General features: G+C 62.8%; 11 protein-coding genes and 1 riboswitch. Of the genes, 3 read left to right on the top strand and 8 right to left on the bottom strand.

Annotated features, from left to right (window positions below; translation table 11 throughout):
- Positions 1–45: 45 nt before the first annotated feature.
- From C2L65_RS19610 to rpoD, 3 genes are all read left to right on the top strand, one after another.
- Positions 46–939 carry a LysR family transcriptional regulator gene (locus C2L65_RS19610; RefSeq protein ID WP_042312793.1) on the top strand — a complete coding sequence of 298 codons (894 nt, stop codon included), beginning with the start codon at positions 46–48 and terminating at the stop codon, positions 937–939.
- Positions 940–1,140: 201 nt separating this feature from the next.
- Positions 1,141–1,398, top strand: a complete 258-nt coding sequence (locus C2L65_RS19605) for a hypothetical protein (protein ID WP_229513826.1) — start codon at positions 1,141–1,143, stop codon at positions 1,396–1,398.
- A gap of 301 nt (positions 1,399–1,699) precedes the next feature.
- The gene (gene rpoD, locus C2L65_RS19600) at positions 1,700–3,697 is read left to right on the top strand and encodes an RNA polymerase sigma factor RpoD (RefSeq protein ID WP_042312714.1); all 1,998 of its coding nucleotides are present in this window, start codon (positions 1,700–1,702) and stop codon (positions 3,695–3,697) included.
- A gap of 123 nt (positions 3,698–3,820) precedes the next feature.
- Here the strand turns inward: rpoD and C2L65_RS19595 are convergent, their stop codons facing one another.
- From C2L65_RS19595 to C2L65_RS19560, 8 genes are all read right to left on the bottom strand, one after another.
- The gene (locus C2L65_RS19595; protein ID WP_042312716.1) at positions 3,821–4,261 is read right to left on the bottom strand and encodes a PRC-barrel domain-containing protein; all 441 of its coding nucleotides are present in this window, start codon (positions 4,259–4,261) and stop codon (positions 3,821–3,823) included.
- Positions 4,262–4,443: 182 nt separating this feature from the next.
- Entirely contained in the window at positions 4,444–5,244 is an 801-nt protein-coding gene (locus C2L65_RS19590) for a hypothetical protein (protein WP_233446583.1), read from the bottom strand.
- 212 nt (positions 5,245–5,456) lie between these two features.
- Complete coding sequence (locus tag C2L65_RS19585; RefSeq protein WP_062863009.1) at positions 5,457–6,278, bottom strand: spherulation-specific family 4 protein; 822 nt, start codon at positions 6,276–6,278, stop codon at positions 5,457–5,459.
- Between the two features lie 60 nt (positions 6,279–6,338).
- A riboswitch (cyclic di-GMP riboswitch) is annotated at positions 6,339–6,417 on the bottom strand.
- Between the two features lie 176 nt (positions 6,418–6,593).
- Complete coding sequence (locus tag C2L65_RS19580) at positions 6,594–7,787, bottom strand: fumarylacetoacetate hydrolase family protein (RefSeq protein ID WP_042312718.1); 1,194 nt, start codon at positions 7,785–7,787, stop codon at positions 6,594–6,596.
- A gap of 25 nt (positions 7,788–7,812) precedes the next feature.
- Positions 7,813–9,600 carry an IlvD/Edd family dehydratase gene (locus tag C2L65_RS19575; protein WP_042312720.1) on the bottom strand — a complete coding sequence of 596 codons (1,788 nt, stop codon included), beginning with the start codon at positions 9,598–9,600 and terminating at the stop codon, positions 7,813–7,815.
- 142 nt (positions 9,601–9,742) lie between these two features.
- Entirely contained in the window at positions 9,743–10,756 is a 1,014-nt protein-coding gene (locus C2L65_RS19570; protein ID WP_042312722.1) for a LacI family DNA-binding transcriptional regulator, read from the bottom strand.
- Positions 10,757–10,918: 162 nt separating this feature from the next.
- Complete coding sequence (locus C2L65_RS19565; RefSeq protein ID WP_042312725.1) at positions 10,919–11,809, bottom strand: SMP-30/gluconolactonase/LRE family protein; 891 nt, start codon at positions 11,807–11,809, stop codon at positions 10,919–10,921.
- 112 nt (positions 11,810–11,921) lie between these two features.
- A complete protein-coding gene (locus C2L65_RS19560) occupies positions 11,922–13,505 on the bottom strand; it encodes a methyltransferase regulatory domain-containing protein (protein ID WP_042312729.1) in 1,584 nt (527 codons plus the stop codon).
- Positions 13,506–13,650 lie beyond the last annotated feature (145 nt).

Here is a 13,650-nt window from a genome sequence, read left to right as displayed (position 1 = left end):
CGCGCAAAACTGGTACGCCTCCTCTCAAATATGGAAGGACGAACGATGGATCTGAACGCGGTCGAAATGTTCGTCAACGTCGTGCAGACGGGGAGTCTGTCGGCGGCGGCGCAGCGGCTCGGCATTCCGCTGCCCACACTGAGCCGCAAGATGCGCGAACTGGAGCAGCAACTGTCCGTGCAACTGCTGGAACGGACGGCCCGTGGCACGAAGCTGACGGACGCCGGCACCCGGCTGTACGAACACGCAAGCCGTGGCATCGAGTCGCTCGTCGACGCGCGGGAGGCCGTACACAGTTCGCAGGCGCAACTGAAGGGTTATCTGCGGCTGTCGCTGCCGCCGTCGTTCGAACCGTGGTGGGCCGTGCTCGACGCGTTCCAGCAGCGCTATCCAGGCATTCGCGTGTTCGTCTATTCGACCGAGCGCCGCGTCGATCTGACGGCTGACGGCATCGATGTCGCGCTGCGGGTCGGCGCGATCGATCACGAGATGATGGTCGCGCGCAAGATGCTCGCGTACCGGCACGTGCTGGTCGCAAGCCGGGCGCTCGTAGAGCGGCTCGGTCCGCCCGTCACACCGGACGACCTCGATCGCTATCCTTGCGCGGCGTGGATGCAGAACAGCTACGCGCGGCCGCTATGGCGGCTCGGCAACGTAACCTTCCAGCCGAAGCCGCTGATATCGACGAACGACTACGCGCATTTGCGGTTTCGCGTGCTGCGCGGCGAGGCCGCGACGGAACTACCGCCGTACCTGATCGCCGATGATGTGAAAGCGGGCAACGTCGTCGCGCTGCTGCCCGATTACCCGTTGCCCTTGCAGGAGATCAATCTGCTGTATCCGTCGCACCGGCATCCGTCGTCGATCGTTCGCGCGTATCTGGATTTTTGTCAGGAACGCCTGGGCGGCGACGACACCGGCGATGGCCCGTTCCCTTGACGTTGTACTTCTGCACACCGCGCGCGTTGCCCGCTGACGCCGTTCCCGTTATGTCATAACATGATGGACCTCGCAGCGCGGCAGCCGGCCACGGCCTACGCCCATCCCGTCCAGTTACCGGTTCGAAAGAAACACGTTGTCGAAATGAACGATGCGTCGCATAAGATAGGTTCTATCTCTTCGTCGTCTAAAGCCTCCGCCGTGACCACACCGTCTACCGTTCCCGAGCCGGAACGCGCGCAGGACAACTGCGTCGCGAAGGATGCCGCGAAGCACGGCGGCGCGCCGTGGGCGATGTTCGCGCTGTCGGCCGTTGGGCTGCTGGTCGGCGCGTTCGCGGTGATCGGGCCCGAGCATGTGTCCGTGGCCGTCGCCAAGACGCTGCTGACCGTCGGCTGCCTGCTGGTCGCGGCGCTCGCGGGCATTGTCGCGTCCGACTTGTCGCGCGATCGGCGGTAATGAGCATGCACCAGCACGGGGCATCAGCGGTTGCATAAAACTGGTGCGCTGCACCACCTTTTCTGCTACACTTGCAGATTCACTTTTCAGCACGCGTCGAATTGCGTCCTAACTGGAAGGCACTGCGCCGGAGTCGGGTGAACGTGCTGGCATGCCAGCGCATCGCCAGTGACTTCGAGGACACCGTTCCGCGTCAATCGATTCGTGCAACACCCCGCCCACACCTCACGATCCGACAGGTTAGCCCGCCTGCCGCGCGTGTTTGCGCGGGGATGCGAAACAGCCTGCCGAGGAGAACGTATTGGCAAAGCTTGACCGGGACAATTCCCAGTTCGAAACCACCGCACCAAAGGCGCCCAAGCGCGCAGCAAAAGCGAAGGCGCAACCCGCCGCCGCGCCGCTAGATGCGGCCTTGCTGGAATCCCTCGTTGAAGAGCGTCAACGTCAGATGCGCGCGCTGATCGCGCTGGGCCGCGAACGCGGCTATTTGACGCACGCCGACATCAACGACCACTTGCCCGACAATTTCACCGAAACGGCCGCGATGGAAACCATCGTCAGCACGTTCGGCGAAATGGGCGTGTCCGTGTACGAAACGGCGCCCGACGCGGAAACGCTGCTTCTGAACGACGGCCCGTCGGCTGCCGCATCGGACGATCAGGCCGATGAGGAAGCGGAAGTCGCGCTGTCCACGGTCGACTCCGAATTCGGCCGCACCACCGACCCGGTCCGCATGTATATGCGCGAAATGGGTGCAAGCGAGCTGCTCACGCGCGCCGGCGAAATCGAAATCGCCAAGCGCATCGAAGGCGGCCTGCAGGACATGGTGCAAGCCATCGCAATGTGCCCGTCGATCATCTCGACGATCCTCGCGGACGTGGACCGCGTCGTCGCGGGTGAAATCCGCATCGACGAACTGGTCGACGGCATCAGCGACACGAGCGAAGCCGCCGAACTCGACGAGGAAGCAGCGGACGCCGCTGCGGAAGAAGAGCTGGAAGCGAGCGCCTCGGACGAAGATTCGGACGACGAAGACGGCGACCTGTCGGACGACGGCGGCGAAAAAGCCAACGCCGCGCGCCTCGAGCAACTGACTGCGGACAGCCTCGCGATCTTCGGGCGCGTGCGCGACCTCTTCGCGAGCGTGCCCGACATGCCCGTCACGGACAAGCGCCGCGCCACCGCCATCGCGAACCTGCGCGAGTCGATCCAGCAGGAACTCACGCCGATCCGCTTCACGGCCAAGACCATCGACCGCCTGTGCGCGGAAGTGCAGGCGCAGGTCGCGCAGGTTCGCGCGATCGAACGCCACATCCTGCAGATCGCCGTGGATCGCTGCGACATGCCGCGCGAAGCATTCGTCGAATCGTTCCCGGGCAATGAAACCGATCTCGACTGGACGATGCGCATCGCCGCGAAGTCGAAGTCGTACGGTCCGGCGCTCGAGCGTCACCTGCCTGCGATCCAGTCGGAACAGCAGAAGCTGGTCGACATCGAAGCGTCGATCGCGCTGCCGCTGCAGCAGCTCAAGCAGATCAACAAGCAGCTCGGCTCGGCTGAAGGCAAGATGCGTCAGGCCAAGCGCGAGATGATCGAAGCAAACCTGCGTCTCGTCATTTCGATCGCGAAAAAGTATGTCAATCGCGGCATGCACTTCCTCGACCTGATCCAGGAAGGCAACATCGGTTTGATGAAGGCAGTGGACAAGTTCGAATACCGTCGCGGCTGGAAGTTCTCGACGTACGCAACGTGGTGGGTCCGTCAGGCCATCACGCGCGCGATCGCCGACCAGGCGCGCACCATTCGTGTGCCCGTTCACATGATCGAATCGATCAACAAGCTGAACCGCATTCAGCGCGAGATCGTTCAGCAGACGGGTCAGGAGCCGCATCCGTCGGTGCTCGCCGAGCGCATGGACATGCCCGAAGCGAAGATCCGCAGCATCCTGAAGATCGCGAAGAATCCGGCCTCGCTGGATTCGCCCGTGGGCGAAGATGCCGACACGACGCTCGGCGACATGATCGAAGACACGTCCGCGACGTCGCCCGCCGACGCCGCCGTGCATGCGAACATGCGCCGCGCGATCGACGAAGCGCTCGACGCTCTCACGCCGCGTGAGGCGAAGGTGCTGCGCATGCGCTACGGCATCGACACGGCCTCGGAACTGACGCTCGAAGAAGTGGGCCGCCAGTTCGACGTGACGCGCGAGCGTATCCGCCAGATCGAAGGCAAGGCGATCCGCAAGCTGAATCATCCGAGCCGCGCGGACAAGCTGCGCCCGTTCCTCGAACGCAGCTGATCGCTATCGCCGTCGCCTGACATGGGCGCGGCAGAGCCCCAAACGAAACGCGGCAGCCCAAAGGCTGCCGCGTTTTTTTATGCGTGCGGTTCGCTCGAGATCGATGCGAACCGCATGACACGCTTAGTGATGCTCGCTGTATTCCTTGCGAGCGATCGGCGTTGCGCGAACCTTCGCGTACTGGAACGCCGGAATGGCCTTCACAGCGTCCTTGGTCGCGCCTGCCCACACCAGCTTGCCGCCCGTAAAGTCGATCTGCGAGAACGGCACGGCGACGTCATGCTGCGACACGCCGAGGAACTGATGCGCAGCGACGATCGCGAACGAAGCCGCATTGTCCGGCGCGATGATGATGTCGTGCAGCACGCCGACCTTCTGGCCCTGCTCGTTGTAGATCGGCTTGCCAAGCAGGCTCTTCTTCGCGCTCCAGCCGTTGACGATGATCGATTCCTGCTCGACGCTCACGCCGATGGTCTGCGAGCCTGCCACTTGCGCGCTTGCCTGGCCTGCCATCAAGCCGAACGTCGATGCCGCGATCAGAACCGCTGCCCACTTTGCCTTCATAGCTTATTCTCCGATGTGAAATGTTGCGAGGGACTGCCGCTGCTGTAAGAGGAAGCGTAATACCTTACCGCATCAGAAAGAAAAAGTCGCAGAAGGGTACGTAGGTTTTTTCCGAGAATGCGTGCGCCGTTTCCGACATGCACGGCGACGCGTATCGGGGCGATATGCGTCGATATGCGCCGCTACTTCCCGAGCCGCAGTCCTTTGCCGATCACCGTGCCGTCTTTCTGGTTCACCAGCCAGACGGCCTGAACGTTCGCGTGCAGTGTCGAAGTGCGGCGCGTGATGTCGGTGGGTTCTTCGTCGGTGGGATCGCTGTGTTCTCGCGTCTCCGTCAGATAAGGCGGTTCGAGCGTGCAGACGAGCACGATCGCAAAGCTGTTGTCGGCCTGCTCGAAGGCTGCTTGCGGGACGGTCAGACGCCCGCGCGCCGCCGTCCTCGCCTTGCCTTCCGTCGCCAGTTCGATCGAATCGATCTTCTGGATAAAGCCCTTGGCCTTCGCATCGGGCGCGATCACGAGGCCGCGCCCGCTCGGGCCATCGACGCTCTGGTAGAGCTGGATCGCGTCGGGATCCTCGTCGCTTGCAAGCGGCACGTTCACACTCAGCACATGCGTATTCGACCGATACAGGATGCCATGCGGCGCCGGAATCATGAACAGGAAAGTGCGTTGCCCATTTTCGGCCGCCGCGGCATGACCGCGCACGATGCGGTCGTAGGGTTCGCGCGCGTACTTGCGGATGCGCGTGCTCAGCGAATCCGACGCGGCCGGGGGCATCTGGCTCGCGAGCATGTCGCGCACCTTGACGGGATCGTCGGCGGTAAAGCGGTCGGGCGTTGCCGGGGCGCTTGCCTCGTGCGCCACGTTGCCCTTGGGCGCGGCCGGCGTGGCGTTCGCTACGCCGGCGCACAACGCCAGCGCAACACACAGCATTGGCAGCACGCGATTGCCCGAAGCAACCGTGCGATTCAGAAATTGCACAACATCCTCTCCGTTGAAAACGGCGCTATCGGTGCGCCTCGCTGCGTTGAACGCAATCCATTTCAGCACGCATTCTAAGCGTATTCGATCAACGGGATATGGCATGCACGCATTTGCCCCAATGCGTTGGCGCAAAAAAAAGCCAGGCGCAAGCGCCTGGCGTCCATCGACATCGAACTGCACGGCGCGCGAAGCGCCTTCGTTCTTCTTGGTTATCTGAGTGCGAGCACGCTGCTCACCAGTTGGCTCCACCAGGCGGGCAGATTCTTGTACGGATTCGGCAAACCCGTCGACGTGACGAACACGCTGCCCGCGCCATGCATCGCCGCGTACGACACGATGCCCGGCATCTGCGCCTCCGTCGCGCCGTACACGATGTGCACGAAACGCTTCGCCGGATAGCTGGCTTGCCACTTCGCCGGTGCGTAGCTTGCGTAGCGCTTCGCCGAATCTTCGAATACGACGAACTGATCGGCGGTGGGCAGGCTCGCGTAAAGCTCGGGAATGTTCGTGCCCGGATTGCCCGTTACCGAATACGCGGGCGAAAGCCCTTTGATGTAGTTGTAGACCGACTGATAGAACTGGATATGCGACGTCACGCTATCCGACGTCATCTCGTCGATGAAAAAGCCGTCGATCTTATAGAGCGCGATATAGCGATTGATGTCCGTCACGACGGCCGACAACGAACGCTTCGCGTACGACGTCGACACATAGCCGATCACGCGGCCGCCTGCAGCATGCACCTTCGCGATTGCCGCAATATACGCTGCATCCGCGTTCGTGCCGGGACCGCTGTCGGGATTCAGAATGACCGTGGTCGGCACTTTGGCCGCCGTCGTCGCGAGATCGTTCCAGTAACCGGCGCCCTTGCCGACGGGATCGAAATACCCGGGAACGGTCAGCGGCAGCACAGTTGCCGCATAAGCGTTTGCATGAACGGCAAATGCCAACGGTGCCACTGCAAGCAACGCCACGCGACGCAACCACTGAATAGCGCGAAACCCTGAAACGGGTGTGCGAGCGTTGAACATCTCGATGCCTCCTGACGACGGCTTGTATCACCGTCCATCGCTTGGCCCGCTGCGGATGCAACGGGCAACTGGCTAACTCCTGCACGGAGTCCCTATAGCTTTGCGTCGCCGGATCGCTCCGGTTTTGCCTTTCCGTGTATATCGACGCCCAGTCGCCCGCCTTTAGGCTTTAATGCGGAATTTTAAATGGGGAGAGAATGCAGAGATATTCGATGATTTTGTGATCCTGATTATTTGAACGTTTGCGAATTGCGATAACGCGATTCGCAAACGTTTCCTTTCCGTATATTCACGGCACTGCGGTCGCAAAAAAAATTACTGCGTGCTCGAACCGAGCAGCCCACGCGCCGCGAGATTCGCGTACAGCGCGCGCACGCCGAAGGTCCACGGCGTGATCTCCGTGCATAGCTGCACCGTGTTGCGCAACGCGCCGAGTTGCGGCGTCGAGATCGTCACGATATCGCCGAGGTGATGCGTGAAGCCGCCGCCTTTCGCGTCGCGGTCCTTGATCGGCGAAAACATCGTGCCGAGGAACAGCATGAAGCCATCCGGATACTGATGATGCTTGCCGCACGTCTGCGCGACGAGGTCGGCAGGATCGCGGCTGATCTCCGACATATGGCTCACGCCTTCGAGCAGAAAGCCATCGTCGACGCCTTCGACGCGCAGCGACACACTCGTGCGACGTACGGTATCCAGCGTGAAGTCGCCGTCGAAGAGCCGCACGAAAGGTCCGATCGAACACGACCCGTTGTTGTCCTTGCACTTGCCGAGCAGCAATGCCGAGCGCCCTTCGATATCGCGCAAGTTCACATCGTTGCCGAGCGTCGCGCCCACGATCACGGCCCTGCTGTTGACGGCCAGCACGATTTCCGGCTCGGGGTTGTTCCATGTCGATGCCGCGAGCAGGCCGACATCCGCGCCGAAGCCCACGGACGACATCGGCTGCGACTTCGAAAACACTTCCGCGTCGGGGCCGATGCCGACTTCCATGTATTGCGACCACGCGCCCCGCCGCTCGAGTTCCGCCTTCAGACGCGCCGCCGCTTCCGAGCCGGGCTTGATCTTCGACAGGTCGGTGCCGATCACCGTTGCAATCGTCTGCCGCACTTCTTCGGCCTTCGCGGGATCGCCGCCCGCCTGCTCTTCGATCACGCGCTCGATCAGGCTCACGGCGAACGTGACGCCGCATGCCTTGATCGGTTGCACGTCGCAGGGCGCGAGCAGTTGCAGGTTCGCCGACGTGTCGTTCGCGAGACTCGCGGCGATCAGATCGGCTGCGCTGCCGAGCCGCTCGCCGGGCGCGTTGCGCGCGATCCCGACGGCATCGTCGCGTTCGAACAGATCGGCCGTGGTCGGCGCGCTCGATGTGATGTCGAACACGTCGCCATTGCGCACGGCCACGACGCTCGGCCCTTCATGACGGTCCGTCTTGCGCCACACGCGGCCAATCAGCAGCGCGCGGTCGAGGTCGTCAGGAAGATAGTTCGTTTCGTTCGATGCGGTCATGAAGCGAGTCTCCAATCATCGTTGGTCAATGCGAATGCCGCGGATTGCCGCGCTCGGCGATCACTTTCAGATAGAGCGTCGCAGGTTCGAGGCAGCCGCCCGTCGAAAGCTGCCCGACCGTCTGACGATACAACTCTTGCCACGGCGTTTGCGAAGCCGGAATGTCGAACTTCATGCTTGCGCGGCGGCGCGCCAACTCTTCCTCATCGACGAGCAACTGCACGCTGCGCGCGTTGAGATCGACGCGAATGCGGTCGTTCGTGCGCAACAACGCAAGACCGCCGCCGACGGCCGCTTCCGGCGACATGTTGAGAATGGACGGACTCGCCGACGTGCCGCTTTGCCGTCCGTCGCCCATGCAAGGCAGCGACGTGATGCCCTGGCGCACCAGTTCCGCAGGCGGCGCCATGTTGACCACTTCCGCGCTGCCCGGATAACCGACCGTTCCCGCGCCGCGAATGACGAGCATGCAGTGCTCGTCGATTTCAAGCGACGGATCGTTGATGCGCGCGTGATAATCCTCGGGACCGTCGAACACGATCGCGCGCGTTTCGAACGTATTCTCGTGGCCCGGCTCGCTCAGATAGGTTTGCCGGAACGCCTCGCCGACCACCGACATCTTCATGATCGCGCTATCGAAGAAGTTGCCCGACAGCACGATGAAACCCGCGCCATGTTTGAGCGGCTCGGCTGTCGTGCGAATCACGTCGCGATCGCCGGTCACCGAACGCGCTGCGATATCGCCGATCGTCCGGCCCGATACAGTCTTACACGATTCGTGTACGAGGCCCGCTTCGCACAGTTCGTGCATGACGGCAGGCACGCCACCCGCGCGATGAAAACTCTCGCCGAGATATTCGCCCGCGGGCATGCAATTGACGAGCAACGGCACCTGTTCGCCGACATGCTGCCAGTCCGAGAGACTCAATTCGATGCCCATATGCCGCGCAATCGCGATCAGATGCGGCGGGCAATTGCTCGACGCACCCAACGCGGACGCCATCACGATCGCATTCTCGAACGCCTCTTTCGTCATGATGCGCGAGGGCTTCAGGTCTTCGCGGACCATCTCGACGATACGCTTGCCCGTCGCATACGCCATCTGCCCGCGCTCGCGGTACGCAGCGGGAATGCTCGCGCAACCGGGCAGCGACATGCCGAGCGCTTCCGCGAGGCTGTTCATCGACAGCGCGGTGCCCATCGTGTTGCAGTGTCCGATGGAAGGCGACGAGGCCGTCGTCAGTTCCATGAAGCCTTCATAGTCGATCTCGCCCGTCGCGAGCAGATTGCGCGCGTGCCAGATTACGGTGCCGGAGCCGACCCGCTTGCCTTGATGCCAGCCGTCGAGCATCGGACCGCCCGACAGCACGATAGCGGGCATGTCGACGGTCGCGGCCGCCATCAGACAGGCGGGCGTGGTCTTGTCGCAGCCGGTGGTCAGCACCACGCCGTCGAGCGGAAAACCATGCAGGATTTCGACGAGGCCGAGATACGCGAGATTGCGATCGAGCGCGGCCGTCGGGCGGCGGCTCTGTTCGGCAAGCGGATGCACGGGAAATTCCATCGGGATGCCGCCCGCGTCGCGGATGCCCGCCTTCGTGCGCGCGGCCAGTTCGATGTGGTGACGATTGCAGGGCGCGAGATCGCTGCCCGTCTGCGCGATGCCGATGATCGGCCGGCCCGACTGCAACTCTTCGCGGGTAAGTCCGTAATTCATGAAGCGCTCGACATAGAGCGCGGTCATGTCCGCGTGCGAGGGATCGTCGAACCATTCCTGGCTGCGCAGACGACGTGCTTGCGTGTTCTCCGTCATCTCGTGTCTCCATGTTTGCTTGTGCCGTCGTTGCTTCGCTCGCATCGCGCGTCAAAGGCGCATCACGTACGGCACGTTATCGGTAACATCGGATCATGGTAGCACGGCACTCGCGCGACACGAAAGGCCACAACGACAAGCGTCAGGCGCTTTCGCGCGCGATCACCGCGTAGTCGATTTTCACGCTTTTGCGCGTCGATGTGCGCGCCGATGCATGACGCGCTGCACCGTCGTTTTCGGCAAGCGCGGCCAGCAGCGTTTCGCCCGTGCGCGTGCCGATGCCGTATGCGTCGACGGAAACCGTCGTGATGGTCGGCGTGCAGCACGTGGCCATTTCGAAGTTGCCGAAGCCCGCAATCGCGATATCGCCGGGCACCGACAGGCCGCGCCGGTGGCACTGCATGATCGCGCCAAACGCCGACATGTCGCTCACGCACATCACGGCGTCCGTGTCGGGCCATTGCTGCAACAGCGCTTCGAGCGCGGGCGCGCCGTGGCTCATCGTGATGGGCGACTCGCCCAATCGTACGACGCGCGGCTCGCCCATACCCTGCGCCTTCACTTCCTGCAGATAGCCCTTCAGGCGTTCCATGCCGCGTCTGTCGAGTTCGCTTGCGCCGCCCAGAAAGCCGATCCGCCGATAGCCGCGCCCGGCCAGATAGCGCACCATTTCGCGTGCCGCTTTTGCGTTGGAGAAACCTACGGCCGCGTCGATCGGCGTCGCGGGCAAGTCCCACATCTCGACGACGGGCACACCCGAGCGCACCAGCAGCTCGCGCGTCGCGGGCGTGTGCTGCGCGCCCGTCAACGCGATGCAGCGCGGCTGATGGCGCAGCATCGAACGCACGAGCCGCTCTTCGCGTTCGAGGTCGTAGTCGGTGTCGCCGATCAGCAGTTGCAGGCCGTGCGGTTCGAGCGCGGCCGTGAGTCCGCGCACGGTGTCGGAGAAGTTGGAACTGGCCAGCGACGGCACGAACACGGCGGCAAACGCCGAGCGCCCGGAGGACAGCGCGCCCGCCGCAGCGTCCGCGACGTAGCCGAGTTCGTCGATCGCGAGTTGCACGCGTTCGCGTGTCGCGGGCGCGACGCCGCGGCCAGCCAGCACGCGCGACACGGTCATCTTCGATACGCCCGCCAGCGCCGCGACGTCGGACATGCGCGGCGGTCCCGCGAGCGTGCTGCGTGTTGCGGAGACGCGCCTGGTGATGCGTGGAGTGCTCGACATGCTGATGGGTTCGGTCGCGTTCATGGACAGGCGCATATGATAACGGCAGCGCCATACGCCCCATCCTTCCGCGACGGATGCAACGACGCGCGCTTATTCCTTCACGCGCAACGCACTGCGCTTTTCGATCAGCCCCGGCACCGATACGCGCATCGCGAACACGCCGCCCGATTGCGGAAACTTTTCGATCTCTTCCGCGGGACGCCCGCCACGCGCCGTCGTCACGTAGAGCGTACGCAGATCGTCGCCGCCGAACGTACACATCGTCGGACAGCGCGCGGGCAGCGGATGTTCTTCGACGACCTTGCCTTCGGGCGAAATACGCACGACGCGCCCGCCCTCATACAACGCCGACCAGTAGTAGCCTTCGCTATCCACCGACGCGCCATCGGGACGCCCGCGATCCGTCGGCGTCGGCTGGAACTTCACCCAGTCTTCACGCGGCCCGACCTCGCCGCTGTCGATGTCGTACGGATGACGGTAGATCTTGAAGCGCGGCGTATCCGAGTGATAGCACCAGCGATAGTCAGGGCTGAACCCCATGCCATTCGACGTGAGCAGGCCCGCGTCGATTTTCGTCAATGCGCCGTTCGCATAGCGATACAGGGCAGCGGCATCGCCCGCCTTCGGCTCGTCGAGCGTGCCGAGCCAGAAGCGTCCGCGCGCGTCGCAACGGCCGTCGTTGAAGCGGCTTGTGGCGGGATTCTCGGCATTCGCGCACAGCTTGCGCACAACCTGCCCTTTCGCATCGAGCAGAAAAATGCCCGTGCGCATGCCCGCGATGAAACCATCGTCCTCGGTCAGCGAGAAGCAGCCAATGTTCTCGGGCATCGGAATCGCGGTGTTCTCGCCCGTCTTCGGATCGAAGCAATTCAGCGCGGGCGCGTTGATATCGACCCACCACAGCTTCGCGCGGCGCTCGTCCCAGCGCGGACATTCGCCGAGCGCGGCGGCGGCGGGCAACACACATTCCAATGTCTGCATGATGACGATCCTCTGCGATGAACGATGGGCCGCGCGCTGGACACGACCCGTTGACGAATCAGTCAACAGTAGCAGACATTCCCACGTGTTTCGAGTCCGACGATGCCGACGCTCACGCGCACAGCCGCTTCAGCGCGCGCTTCAGTTCGCGCGCCAGCACGATGCGTTCGTCCGCTTCGTCGTTTTCACCCGCCGGACGCGAAACGGTCAACGCGCCCTCCTTGACCGCTTTCGACAGTATTCCAAGTAGATCAGTCTCGTTGCGGCTGCCATCGATATGGGGTAACAGCAACTGCGTGACCGCATCCATCTGGACGGGTTGATGCCAGGGATTGAACGTGTGCGCCATTTGCCCTCGCGGAAGCCCTGCAGGATAGTTGCGCACAGCGGCATGCAAGCGCGCATTGCCTGAGCTACGCGTCAACGGATGAAGCCGGAAACGGCCCAGCCCTCTGACGACCATTGCGTTGAAGAACACGTCGAGCCGCGCTTCGATGTCGCTATCGGGCAGCGCTGCATCGTTGCCCAGACGCGTCCGCACATTGCGTTTCAACTCGTCGAAGCTCATGGTGAATGGCCACACCCGTTCAAGCTCGATCGCGGCGATCTTGTCGATGGCATGGTTCAATATGATCGAGCTGCCGTTCTCGGCGTCGAAACGCTGCGGAGAGTCGTCCATGCGGACGTCGTCGTCCGCGCACTTCAGCGACGCGGCGAGATGCAACTTGCGCAGACGCTCATGTTCGACGCGATACTGGATGCCGCCAGCGCGTTCCTTATGCACGATCAGCGAAGTCCGGAACGCCCGGTCGCTCACGAAGTCCAGATACTGTTCGGTCAGCACCTGGCTGTGACCGCATTCCGCCAGCAGCAGCCGCCCAATCTCATCGCCGTAATTGGACGCGAACATCGACGGCAGGTTCGCATCGGCGAGATACGCGAGCCCGTGCTCGTCGATCCGTTTCGCGAAGTCCTGGAAGTAACACGGCGCGTTCGACAATGCCAGATAGTCGTGATTCACATAGGCGGAGAAGCCCGCGTCGCTGTTGTTGACCATCTCGTGATCCTGCTCGACCGCACGCGCCAGCACGCTGTCCTTCCTTGCATGCTCGCGAAGAAAATCGAGCATGCCGCGTCCATGCGCGAGACGTTCGCCAGCGCCCTTCAGTCCGCCGGCGCGCAACAGCATCGCATCGCGCACGATCTCGCGCGACTTCCATCCCGGATACGTCTTGTAGCCAAGGTAAGCAATGCCGTCCGCCGACAGGTTCTCGCTACAGATGCGCAAGATAGCCTGCTGCACGGCTTGCGGCACCCAGCTATACACGCCGTGACAGATGATGTAGTCGAACTTCCCGTCCACCTCGCCCAGCGTCGTGAGATCCTGCTGTCGCAACTCGACGTTCTTCAGCTTCAAGCGTTTGATGTTTTGACGCCCTTCCTTCACCTGCGCGCTGGAGAGATCGACGCCGATCGCGCGCGCACCGGGATTGCGCACGGCGAACGGAATGAGATTCCTGCCTGCCGCGCAACCCAGTTCGAGCACGCGCGCCTTGCTCACATCGGGCGCGGACAGTCCGAACACATGCGCGACGGCGGCAAGGTGTTCCGGCGCGGACTGCTCATAGGAGAATGAGTAGTAAGGGTTGTCGTCGTAGTTCTGCTCGATCTCGTTCGTGTGTTGTGTGGTGTCCATTGTGTGTCATCCGAAGGTGTTCGGGATTGCAAAAAAACACAATGTAGTCACAGCGCAAATTCGAAATGTCGATTTGTGTCAATGTCCATTCTGGGTCGAGAAATCAGTCCCCGCGACGGCGGGTCTAGCAACCGCAACTTGCCGT

The sequence above is a fragment of the Paraburkholderia terrae genome (assembly GCF_002902925.1).
GTDB lineage: Bacteria > Pseudomonadota > Gammaproteobacteria > Burkholderiales > Burkholderiaceae > Paraburkholderia > Paraburkholderia terrae.
This window is presented reverse-complemented; position numbering and strand designations above follow the sequence as displayed.

Bases quoted from the DNA above. Each gene is read 5' to 3' on its own strand.
- C2L65_RS19610 (WP_042312793.1), top strand. From the start codon at position 46: ATGGATCTGAACGCGGTCGAAATGTTCGTCAACGTCGTGCAGACGGGG.
- C2L65_RS19595 (WP_042312716.1), bottom strand. From the start codon at position 4,261: ATGAAGGCAAAGTGGGCAGCGGTTCTGATCGCGGCATCGACGTTCGGC.
- C2L65_RS19585 (WP_062863009.1), bottom strand. From the start codon at position 6,278: ATGTTCAACGCTCGCACACCCGTTTCAGGGTTTCGCGCTATTCAGTGG.
- C2L65_RS19580 (WP_042312718.1), bottom strand. From the start codon at position 7,787: ATGACCGCATCGAACGAAACGAACTATCTTCCTGACGACCTCGACCGC.
- C2L65_RS19575 (WP_042312720.1), bottom strand. From the start codon at position 9,600: ATGACGGAGAACACGCAAGCACGTCGTCTGCGCAGCCAGGAATGGTTC.
- C2L65_RS19570 (WP_042312722.1), bottom strand. From the start codon at position 10,756: ATGTCCGACGTCGCGGCGCTGGCGGGCGTATCGAAGATGACCGTGTCG.
- C2L65_RS19565 (WP_042312725.1), bottom strand. From the start codon at position 11,809: ATGCAGACATTGGAATGTGTGTTGCCCGCCGCCGCCGCGCTCGGCGAA.
- C2L65_RS19560 (WP_042312729.1), bottom strand. From the start codon at position 13,505: ATGGACACCACACAACACACGAACGAGATCGAGCAGAACTACGACGAC.